This is a genomic window from Lysinibacillus sp. 10T31 (genome assembly GCF_056394365.1).
Genome location: NZ_JBFTHS010000025.1, coordinates 67,543 through 78,465 on the forward strand (window position 1 = coordinate 67,543; position 10,923 = coordinate 78,465).

A 10,923-nucleotide genomic window follows, 5' to 3' on the forward strand; every position below is an offset into this window, starting at 1 on the left:
TAGGCTTCCTAACGAAATATCCTTCTTGTACTACTCAAGCCACGTTATTTATATGTTTTCTGCGCTACTGTGAATAAATCGATTGTCTCCCTATTCACTTCATAGCCGATCCCCGCTTTTTGCGGAACTTCAATATAACCGTCCTTCACTACAACTTCTGGATCGATAATATCTTTTTCCCAATAACGGCTTGAGCCTGCAGTATCTCCAGGTAAAACAAAATTCGATAATGTAGTTAATGCCACATTATGTGCACGACCAATACCAGACTCCAGCATTCCTCCACACCAAACTGGAATGTTGTTTGCCTCACAATAATCATGTATTTTCTTCGCTTCTGTTAAGCCACCAACACGTCCAATTTTAATGTTAATAATTTTAGTACTGCCTAACTCAACAGCTTTGCGTGCATCTTCTAATGAATGGATACTTTCGTCCAAGCAGATTGGCGTATCGATTAATTTTTGTAATGCTGCGTGGTCAATGATGTCATCCGACGCCAATGGCTGCTCGATCATCGTTAAATTAAAAGCATCTAGTTGCTTGAGCGTTTCAGCATCTTCGAGGCGATAAGCAGAGTTCGCATCTGCCATAAACGCCACATCAGGGAACGCTTCACGTAATGTACGCATTACTTCCACGTCCCAACCTGGCTTAATTTTGATTTTCATTCGTTTATAGCCTTCATTCACAAAGCCATCTACTAATGCTACTAAGTCCTCGATTGATTGTTGAATACCGATACTGATTCCTACTTCAATATCGTCCTTTTCACCACCAAGTGCGGCTGCCAGGGATTGATTCGTCTGTTGGGCATAAATATCCCAAATAGCACCTTCAATCGTTGATTTCGCCATATTATTTTTACGAATTGGTTTAAATAGCTCGTTCACCTCATCCGGATGCTGAAGCTCTTTATTTAAAATAAGAGGAATTAAAAAATCTTCTAGCATGTGCCAGTTTGTTTGCAATGTTTCCTCGTTGTACCAAGGTGAATGGAACGCTACAGATTCTCCCCAACCGATTGTTCCTGCTTCATCTTTGGCCTCTAAAACTAAAAAATCTCGATCATCAAATGTGCCAAAGCTTGTTGTAAATGGTTCTTTTAATTTCATTTTTAAATGTCTAATGGTAATTTCCGTAATTTTCATATTGATTTGCCCCTTCCAGACCTAAAGTTTCTAATTTCACGAGAACATACTCGTTGTAATGTTCTTGCTGCTGCAATTGAACTGCCGCATAGCCTTGTGCAAATAATCGTTGTAATAAATATCTAGTTTTGAAACGCCAGTCCAATGCTAACGTTGGGTCTTGTAGTTTCAATGCTTGAAAATCCTTCGGTACAGGTAGTGTATATAAACCTTCGTTATATTTTAAATTTTCAGTTATATTCAAACATGGAAATCCTTGTTCATTTGATACACAGCTAGCCACTGGTATGGCATCCGTCGCATCTATTGAAACATTTTTACTTACGTAATCAGAGGTTATATACCAGCACACTTCAAAACGGTCTGAAGGTAATCCTTTATTTAAGCCATCCTGCATTTCACCATAGCAGTTTTCTATATACGTATTACAAATACCATTTAATTTGGATAGATTGAGAAAACCATTTCGTGTTTCCAGCGGATCAAACGTCCACACCATTAAATCGTAGCCCCGTTCAATAGCAAAAGCTTGCTGGGCATATTTTAATTGTTCACCTATCCCTTGGGAGCGGTAATTTTCGTCTATCCCTAACATATGGGAACATAAATAGCTTTTGCCCTCTCGAAATCCTGAAAAGCCATAGCTAAAGCCAACTAATTGATCACCATCAAAGGCGCCAACAATGATACCGCCATTTTTCACAGCTGTTAAAGTTTGATGAATAGGAATAGAAGGCATGCCCCAAACCTTATATTCCAATTGTTGAACTTGCTCCAGCTGTTCGATTGTCTTTATTTCCTTTATATCAATCATAACTATCACTTCTTTCTATTCTTTATCCCCTATTAACGGCCCTATAAAGCTCTTAAAATAGCCCTCGTGATAATGTTCACACCTGTAATAAGCCGCTCTCGATTAAAGGTCATTTTTGGATGATGTAATCCTGGTGTTACACCACAACCTAAGCCAAGCATAGTTGCTTTCAGATTCGGACGCTCATACGTATAAAAATGAAAATCTTCTCCTCCAGGAGTGACGACTGGTGAAGCGCATGCTTTTTCACCGACTGTGTCAACAATAGCCGAATTCATATGCTGTAATGCCTCTTCATTCACTAACGCGGCAACAATATGCGCATCAACATTTAAGGAAATTTTCGCTCCATACATCGCTTCTACCGATACCTTTACACGTTCAATGCCATCTGTGATAGCTTGCATTACTTCATTTGTTTGTGCTCGTGCATCAATGCTAAATGTTGCTTTCCCAGGAATAATATTTGTAGAGGTTCCTCCTGCATTAAATTGCGTCATTTTGACGGACGCAGAGACATTGGGGTCTGTCCAGATTTTTTGTAAACCTTCGACAATCGCCACTCCTACCTCAATAGCATTAATGCCGAGTTCAGGTCGTGCGCCATGTGCCTCTTCCCCAAGAATTGTCCCAGTAAAAAGCTTTGCAGCACCGTGGTACAATGCTGGGGCATACGTTCCATCCCGTAATTCTTTTAATGGACGAACATGGACACCAAATAAGTATTCTAGATGATCGATTAGCCCCTTCTCAACGAATGCGCGAGCGCCCTGTGCCTTTTCTTCAGCAGGCTGAAAAAGAATACGTACTGCGCCGGGGAGTAAATGCTCCATATCCTTTAATAATAGTGCCGTCCCAATAGCCATCGTCATGTGACCATCATGACCGCAAGAATGATTAGCCTTAAATTCACCATCTACTTCCTGCCATAGTGCATCAATATCCGTACGAAATCCGACTCTCGGAATCCCTTCCCCAATATCTACATACAGTCCCGTCATATCCTCGAACAACTGAGGCTCCATCTGTGCCTCCTTCAATAAATTAGCGATATATTGCGTTGTCTTCTTTTCCTGCCAGCTAATTTCCGGATGCTCATGTAGATGTGTGAAAATTTCAGCCAATCTCGGCTGTAAGTTTTGTAAAACTTGATTCATTGTATTCAACTCCATCGATTTGCTAAAAAGCTATTTTGGAAATCATCATATTTTACGCGTTGATTTTCATAATAGTCGTGATCTTGTGCAGTCATACCTGCAATTAGTGTATTTAAAAATGAAATCAGTGTTGGCATTGCGTCAATCGTAGACATTTCCTGTTGTTCATTCACAAAGGTAAGCGTCGCATATTGCGTAATAGGTGCAATTTTAGAATCTGTAATACCAATAATCTCGCAATTTTTTTCTTGAATTTCAGCTGCAAATTGAATCGGTTCTTTAAAATAACGATGGAACGATAAAATAATGACCACACTATCCTCATCGATTTCTTGTAAAGCTCTAATGATTTCACTAGTTTCAAAATCTAAAAGCACTACGTTAGGACGTAGTATATTTAACGTAAAACACAACCATTGTGCCGCTAAATGGGAGGACCCATTGCCAACAATATAGATTTTTTTCTTCGTATGCAGCAGTAGCGAAGCACGATTAAAATCTTCCTCGTTAATGTTCTTAGCAACGTTTAAAATACTCGATGCATCCTTTTCCATCGTCTTTTCATAAAAACGTGGAGTCTCAAACAGTGCTTGCTTTGATTGCAAATAATTATGCAAGCTACTCGTATTGCCTTCATTGAATAACTGCATCGTAATCTCTCGCTGCAGCTCAGCATAACCCGATAATCCGATAGCGTAGCAAAAGCGGATAACCGTCGTTTCACTTACCCCTGCCTTCTCCCCCACATATGCAGCTGAATGAACACCGACAGTCTGCAAATTTTTAAGGATGAAGATCGCTACTTTTTGCTGACTCTTTGAAAGCTCCTGGTATTTATGTTGAATGACTTGTTGAATTGTTTGATTATCCATCAAAGAAGTACATCCTTCTTATTTTATTTTTTGAAGCTTAAACTTCATTTTCATGTTACATACAGTATCATAAATATTTTTGCAATTCAATATATTTTCTGAAATTTCTGTTTTCTAAAGATGTCATATCCCATCAGCAACCATCTTTGTTATATCATGTATAATAAAAAGTAAGCATATTACGATCTTTAATAAAGTAAAACAGGTGGTTGTGAAATATGAAAAAGATTATGGTTGTTGGGGCATCTGGAGTTCTTGGTCAATTAGTTTGTAGTGAATTATTAAGAATATTTGATAATCAAATAAAGTTAATAGTGACAGACTATAAAACTGAACGAGGAGAAAAATTAGCTAATTCTTTTAACGCTGATGTTCAATTTCAATATTTAGATGTAAATAAAGAAGAAAATGTAACGCAGGTAATAAAAAATCTTGATATTGTAGTTGTAGTATTGAAACAGAAAAATCCATATATTCAAAAGGCATGTATAGAAAATAAAATATTATGTCTAGATGTTACACCCTATTATGATTTTGTAGAGAAAGTTAACGAACTTAATGAAGATGCAGAAAATAATGATGTAGGTGTAGTTGTAATGTCTGGATTTTTCCCCGGCTTATCAGGCTTAATGGTAAAAAAGGCTATTTCTAATTTTTCAGAAGTGACAGAGATAAATGTTGGATTATTACAAAATACAAATGCTAAAGCTGGTATATCTGGTATTTTAGATATGTTAAATATAATTGCTCAACCAGTTAAGCTTGAAAACAAAGTTATTTCTGGATTTACTAAAAAGAGAAAAATGACTTTCCTACATAAAGAAAAAGAGGTACGATTTATAGACCATTCAGAAAAAAATTTCTTAAAAGACATATTGGGTGTTAACTCTATAAATTATTGGACTTCTTGGAATGCCAATGCTTTCAATAAACTAGTATCTTTTTTAAGACAAGCTGGTTTCATAGACAATGTTCATAAGTACAAAGATTTTCTCTCAAAGGTAGTAAAACATAAGCCTCATAAAAATGAAAATGCTTTTCTTACTGTTGAAGTAAAAGGAATCATCGATAACCAAGAGAAGGTAAAAACATTAGCCTTATCCACCTCTTCTGATTATCATACAACAGCTATGGCAACTGCATCTTTAGCGAAAATTGCGCAACTGAAAAATGTAAAAGGTGTCGTTTTTCCTTTTGAAATAACAGATATAGATGAATTACTCTCCGAAATAAATTGTCCCGACATCGTTATTGAGGAAATTGAAAAATAAATGTAGTTATTCATATTAAATGCTCATGTGACAATACACATGAGCATTTGTTGTTAAAAAACTATTGGTCAATGAAAATAAGGTGTCCTATTAATTAATAGTATGGTATCCGGCAAAGCGAGGGGTTAATTACGTTTCGGCTGGCGCTTTCCTGGGGGCGTCCAGTTATCATTGATCCAGAGCCAAAAACATCGCGACTTTTTTAAACATCGTGATTTTATTTTAAAATCAACTATTAATTGATCTTTATTTATCAAATTTCATTCCTTTTAACAAATCTGCAAAAGCATTGTTCAAAGGTTCAGCTTCTTTTTCTTGCTGTTTCATGTACTTCTGTACGCTACGCTTATCCACTTTGCCACCGCCTTCTTTTTTACGACGGGCTTCAAATGCAGATAACTTTTCGCGATAACCACATTTGCATACGAAGATTTGGCCATCGCCTTCACCACGTAGTTCTAGCTTTTTCTTACATTGCGGGCATCGTGCGTTTGTGACGCGTGATACGTTTTTACGATGGCCACAATCACGGTCTTGGCAGACAAGCATTTTACCTTTTTTACCGTTAACTTCAAGCATTGGCTTGCCGCAATCAGGGCAAGATTTTGTTGAGATATTGTCATGTTTATATTTTTTATCACTTGCTTTAATTTCAGCGACTATTTCTTGAGTGTGCTTTTTCATTTCATTGATGAACACGTCTTTTTTCAACTTACCTTTTGAAATTAACTCAAGTTTTTGCTCCCACTCGGCTGTTGTCGCAGGAGAACGTAATTCTTCAGGCACTAAGTCAAGTAATTGACGACCTTTGGATGTAATGTAAATTTCTTTGCCGCCACGTTTTTCGATTAAGAATGAATTAAAGAGCTTTTCAATAATATCTGCTCGTGTTGCAACGGTCCCTAACCCACCTGTTGATTTCAACGTATCAACAAGCTTTTTGTCGTTCGTTTCCATATACTTCGTAGGGTTTTCCATCGCTGATAATAATGTCGCTTCTGTAAAACGTGCGGGTGGCTTTGTTTGACCAGATGTTTGGGCAATTAGCTTTGTTTTTAACACTTGTCCTTGTTCTAAACGAGGAAGCAGCTGCTCTTTAACATCATCCGAAGATTCTTCATCATCAAAACGATTTTGATATACTTCTTTCCAACCTGCAATAGTGACAGTCTTCCCTTTAGCAATAAATTTCTCATTACCGATTTGAGCTTGTACTGTTAATTGCTCATATTCCTGTGCTGGGAATAATACAGCTAAAAATCGTTTTACTACTAAATCATATATTTTACGCTCTTTATCATTGAATGCAGATAAATTCACATAGCCCTCAGTTGGAATGATAGCATGGTGATCAGACACTTTACTGTCATCTACAAAAGATTTATTCGCTTTAATCGGCTTTGCTAAAATTTTATTCGTTAATGTACGATATTCGCCGATGCCACATGCTTTTAGACGCTCAGGTAATGTGCCTACAATATCAGATGATAAATAACGTGAATCTGTACGAGGGTATGTCAGCACTTTATGAGATTCATATAGCTTTTGCATAATATTTAATGTTTCTTTTGCCGAATAGCCAAATAATTTATTGGCATCTCGCTGTAATTCTGTTAAATCATAAAGACCTGGGGCAAATGATTTTTTAGGCTTGCGGTCAATTGAAGCAATTTTTGCATCTTGATTGCCTAATGCTTTGACAATAACGTCGACTTTTTCTTTATTAAAGCTACGTGAATTACCATTTGCATCTTGCCATGTAAGCTTTAATGAATCTGTTTGTGCTTCAATACCGTAGTATGTTTGTGGTTTAAAGTTTTTAATTTCATCTTCGCGTGCAGCAATAATCGCAACAGTTGGAGTTTGAACACGTCCACAGTTCAGCTGTGCATTAAATCTTGTCGTTAATGCTCGTGTCGCATTTAATCCGATATACCAATCCGCTTCAGAACGAGCAACAGCAGCAGCATATAAATTATCGTAGTTTTTCCCCGGTTTTAAATTAGCAAATCCCTCTTTAATCGCTTTATCTGTAACAGATGAAATCCATAAACGTTTAATTGGCTTTTTCACATTTGCTTTATCAATAATCCATCGAGCAACTAATTCCCCTTCACGCCCAGCATCAGTAGCCACAATGATTTCGTTGACATCATTACGTGTTAATTGTGATTTGACTGCATTATATTGCTTACCTGTTTGCTTCATCACTACTAGCTTCATTCGTTCTGGCAACATTGGAAGGTCTTCTAAATTCCATGTTTTATATTTATTATCGTAGGCTTCTGGATCAGCTAATGTCACTAAATGACCTAATGCCCAAGTAACTATATATTTGTCACCTTCTAAAAATCCGTTCCCTTTTTTATTACATTTCAAGACATTTGCTATATCACGTGCAACTGAAGGTTTTTCAGCAATGACTAAACTTTTAACCATATATTTTCGTACTCCTTTACTAACTATGTACTGTCTAATATACCATAAGTTCGGGGCAGAAATTGATTAGAGCTACCTGCTTAGTTTTCATAATAGTCTTTGTCGGTGAACTGATTAGGTAAGCAAGGTTAAATGATCAGGTTCCCCACAGAGCTGGGTAGATGGTTAATTTAAGGCTGTTTTCTAAAATATTGTTGCTGTTAAAACATAAAAACAGAGTAAATCTACAAAATGTGTAGAATCAACTCTGTTTTTTGGTTTGATATTTCGTAAATCGAATATTTAACTAAAGTACTCCGTTAGCCATCCATGTCGTGTAAAATTAACACTACACCACAGAAAATGAAAGATGATTACGTTCTTTCATTGGAGTTTAAGTACAATTTTCTACGTTCAAATTCCCCAATAAAACAATCTAGAATTCTTTAATAAATGCGTTTAGTAAAAGAGCTAAAATCGCTAATACAACACAAATATTTACAATTATTACACCTATTTTGTTATCATTTTTATCGTCTTTATCTCCTCTACTTTGTTGTTTTATCTTTCTATATATACCTTGAACCTTTTTTTGCTTTTGGATTTTATCTTGTTTTTTTTGGCTCATTCCTTTCTCCTCCTAAACTATAACGATGCTAATATCATCTGTTTAATAACTACTTCTACGTTCTTACTAAAGAAACCTTTTATTCAACTAAACTCCCTCTATAAACATTGATGTATCAACTGTTTCTACCACCTCGTGATGAAGAAAAAATATTTTTTCACTTAATTTATAAACAGTATTTTTAATTTATAGTTATAACTTACAATCTGAGTGTACGCTTCGCTAAAACTAATGGAAATCATTAGCTTTTTAATCCACTATGTGATGCACAATGGATCTCTGCGATACTTATGACAACGTACCCTCCCATGTCTCTTAGCGTCATTTGCGCTTACATTCCTTCGTTCGGTCTATTCATAAGGCAGAGGCCTGCTATGCTGCACCGGAGACTCATAGTCTGAGTTTAGTTATTTTGCTGGCTTCTCCGTGTCATCTGGTACCTCTCCAACTGCTGTATGGTAGCGACTTCTCGCTTTATATGGAATGGTTAAGTATAGCTCTACTTGCAATTATTACTTTAATCTCTGGAATTAAGTTATTTAGTAAATAGAGAAAATTATCGTTATTCTTATGAAGACTTATTCCATTATCGGGTGCGATTGTTGAACAACATTGGTAGAAAATAATCGATCTTTTTTATAAAAACCAATCTTAAATTTGAGGGATAAGAATCCATTTTGATCAATCTTTTTTCAAAATGGATTCTTTTTATTTATCGTAAAATGCTGGCTTGCGAAGAATTTTTGATCAAACTTTATTTTAAAGCAACAGTTTAATTCACAATAATGTCGTTTAAAAAATAATAAAGTTGTTAAATAAAATGAAAGTCATTCTATTCAACTAAAGGGCGCTTTTATGAAGTAACTAAAGCCTAATTTCTCACTTACACTACCGAGAAATTAGGCTTTTTTATATTTGGCTTTCCTTTCTTTGTAATCTGCATTTACCTGATGTTACCCCTTTTAGGTACTACTTATAAAAAAAGATTTCTTTCTCCTCCAATCCAAAAACAAACTTTTAAGGGGACCTCATACGTCTTACTTTTGTAATGAATAAATGGAGGTTTTGAAAATGAAGAAGCAATACGTAAAGAAAATTTCTTATTTAGCATTGGCAGGTTTAATTTGTGCAGTTGGAATCGGGGCGCCACAAGTTTCGTTGGCAAAACAGGCAGTTTCAGATACAAAAGTGGTGGCTCAGAAATCCGAAAAAACGTTGCCAAAAGTAGAAATTGGTCAAAAATTTAAAGTACCCGAACTTAAACTTAAGGAAAATACGTATGTACTCGACTGCAAGGTGTCCGATATTGACGGTAATTCAGTTAAAGACAATGTGATATTGGTGGGTACAAAAGAAAAGATTGATGGCAAACTGGATGAGTATGCGGATGATTTATCCATCATCGTGCAGGAGGGAAAAACTAAAAGATATATAAAATATGATTGGATGCTCAAAGGGACGGATGGAAAATTGTATGGGGAATCCGCTCGAGAACCAAAATTGATTATTAGTGACTATACGGGCAACAAAGTAAACGATATTATCGTAACGGCCCCTCAAGGAGGAAATGGTGGCTACGTGGATCATCTGATCTTAACTTGGGAAGGAAATAAACTCAAAAATGTTTTAGCGGATAACCAAGAACTATACATGAATTCTCAGGCAAACTTCATTTTTAAATTGCCTGTTTCATGGAACGGACAATACAATACAAGCCAATATTCAGGCAAAAATGCAAATCAAATCATGCCATCGGCTAAGCATGTAGTGCAGTTCGATTATACTGCAAAAAATGGAAAAGATACTGAGATGCTGCTGATGATCTCCGTATTTTCCAAAAACGATTGGAGTCGCCTCTCCAGAGAAGATGGCCCGCCTGTAGGGAGCGTCATTACGAAAGCCAACGGCATGGTGTATGTGTATACGGTACCGCAATCCAATCCGTTTGCTCCCAAGTCGAAAGATGGCAAGCTGTTTGACAAACTGTACGGTGATTTGAATATTAATAAATCTTTCAAACTGCTAAATTAGGTCTTATATTTTTAACCCCGTTCTAAATCTAGGACGGGGTTATGCTTGTTTGAGCTTTTAAAATTAAATAACTTTATTGTCACTTTACACTTTTTTCAAAATGGATTCTTTTTATATATCGTAAAATGCTGGCTTGTGAAGAATTTTTGATCAAACTTTATTTTAAAGCAACACCTTCCCCCAAAAATAGCAAGCCATAATTTTGAATTGGTATTAATTGCATATATAGCACCTATTATAATAATACTTAGTGTAATTAATAATCCACTTAACATTATAACTCCACCAATTTTAATTCTTTACAATAGAATCCCCCTAATATGTTCATTGTTTCAATACCTTCTTATAGCATTAAATTCTTTATCCGAATCGTTTATTCCTTATTTCATTAAACTGCATCGTTAGTTTAATAAGAACAGCGACGCTTCTTCAACAATCGCGCCCGATCGTATTATAAGGTCAGCCAGAAAATATTTCTGGTTGACCATTTTTTATATCGATATATGATAACGGTAGCCGGGGTAGAACGTTCGCGCCCGTGGGGCTAAGACCCCGTCCGCAAAACAGTTCGCCCCCTACTT

General features: G+C 36.2%; 8 protein-coding genes. 2 read left to right on the top strand and 6 right to left on the bottom strand.

What is annotated here, in order from left to right; genetic code table 11:
- Window positions 1-44: 44 nt before the first annotated feature.
- The 4 genes from menC to AC1DCY_RS15775 are packed head-to-tail and all read right to left on the bottom strand — an operon-like array spanning window position 45 to window position 3,994.
- On the bottom strand, window positions 45-1,151 hold the full coding sequence (gene menC / locus AC1DCY_RS15760) for an o-succinylbenzoate synthase (RefSeq protein WP_477351607.1): 1,107 nt from the start codon (window positions 1,149-1,151) through the stop codon (window positions 45-47).
- Window positions 1,126-1,965, bottom strand: a complete 840-nt coding sequence (locus tag AC1DCY_RS15765; protein WP_477351609.1) for a GNAT family N-acetyltransferase — start codon at window positions 1,963-1,965, stop codon at window positions 1,126-1,128. The genes menC and AC1DCY_RS15765 overlap by 26 nt, the downstream gene beginning before the upstream one ends.
- Window positions 1,966-2,006: 41 nt before the next feature.
- Entirely contained in the window at window positions 2,007-3,122 is a 1,116-nt protein-coding gene (locus AC1DCY_RS15770; protein ID WP_477351611.1) for a M20 peptidase aminoacylase family protein, read from the bottom strand.
- Between the two features lie 5 nt (window positions 3,123-3,127).
- Entirely contained in the window at window positions 3,128-3,994 is an 867-nt protein-coding gene (locus AC1DCY_RS15775) for a MurR/RpiR family transcriptional regulator (RefSeq protein WP_477351613.1), read from the bottom strand.
- 218 nt (window positions 3,995-4,212) lie between these two features.
- On the opposite strand from AC1DCY_RS15775, the gene AC1DCY_RS15780 reads away from it, so the two are divergent.
- Window positions 4,213-5,265: a saccharopine dehydrogenase family protein gene (locus AC1DCY_RS15780; RefSeq protein WP_477351615.1), complete on the top strand. Its 1,053-nt coding sequence runs from the start codon at window positions 4,213-4,215 to the stop codon at window positions 5,263-5,265.
- A gap of 246 nt (window positions 5,266-5,511) precedes the next feature.
- Here the strand turns inward: AC1DCY_RS15780 and AC1DCY_RS15785 are convergent, their stop codons facing one another.
- Window positions 5,512-7,704: a DNA topoisomerase III gene (locus AC1DCY_RS15785; protein ID WP_477351617.1), complete on the bottom strand. Its 2,193-nt coding sequence runs from the start codon at window positions 7,702-7,704 to the stop codon at window positions 5,512-5,514.
- A gap of 415 nt (window positions 7,705-8,119) precedes the next feature.
- Window positions 8,120-8,311 (bottom strand): hypothetical protein, encoded by a 192-nt coding sequence (locus AC1DCY_RS15790; RefSeq protein WP_403002354.1) that lies wholly within the window; start codon window positions 8,309-8,311, stop codon window positions 8,120-8,122.
- 1,071 nt (window positions 8,312-9,382) lie between these two features.
- On the opposite strand from AC1DCY_RS15790, the gene AC1DCY_RS15795 reads away from it, so the two are divergent.
- Window positions 9,383-10,342 (top strand): hypothetical protein, encoded by a 960-nt coding sequence (locus tag AC1DCY_RS15795; RefSeq protein WP_477351619.1) that lies wholly within the window; start codon window positions 9,383-9,385, stop codon window positions 10,340-10,342.
- Window positions 10,343-10,923 lie beyond the last annotated feature (581 nt).

Coding starts and splice junctions, on each gene's coding strand:
- AC1DCY_RS15780 (WP_477351615.1), top strand. CDS start 4,213: ATGAAAAAGATTATGGTTGTTGGGGCATCTGGAGTTCTTGGTCAATTA.
- AC1DCY_RS15775 (WP_477351613.1), bottom strand. CDS start 3,994: ATGGATAATCAAACAATTCAACAAGTCATTCAACATAAATACCAGGAG.
- menC (WP_477351607.1), bottom strand. CDS start 1,151: ATGAAAATTACGGAAATTACCATTAGACATTTAAAAATGAAATTAAAA.
- AC1DCY_RS15765 (WP_477351609.1), bottom strand. CDS start 1,965: ATGATTGATATAAAGGAAATAAAGACAATCGAACAGCTGGAGCAAGTT.
- AC1DCY_RS15790 (WP_403002354.1), bottom strand. CDS start 8,311: ATGAGCCAAAAAAAACAAGATAAAATCCAAAAGCAAAAAAAGGTTCAA.
- AC1DCY_RS15785 (WP_477351617.1), bottom strand. CDS start 7,704: ATGGTTAAAAGTTTAGTCATTGCTGAAAAACCTTCAGTTGCACGTGAT.
- AC1DCY_RS15770 (WP_477351611.1), bottom strand. CDS start 3,122: ATGAATCAAGTTTTACAAAACTTACAGCCGAGATTGGCTGAAATTTTC.
- AC1DCY_RS15795 (WP_477351619.1), top strand. CDS start 9,383: ATGAAGAAGCAATACGTAAAGAAAATTTCTTATTTAGCATTGGCAGGT.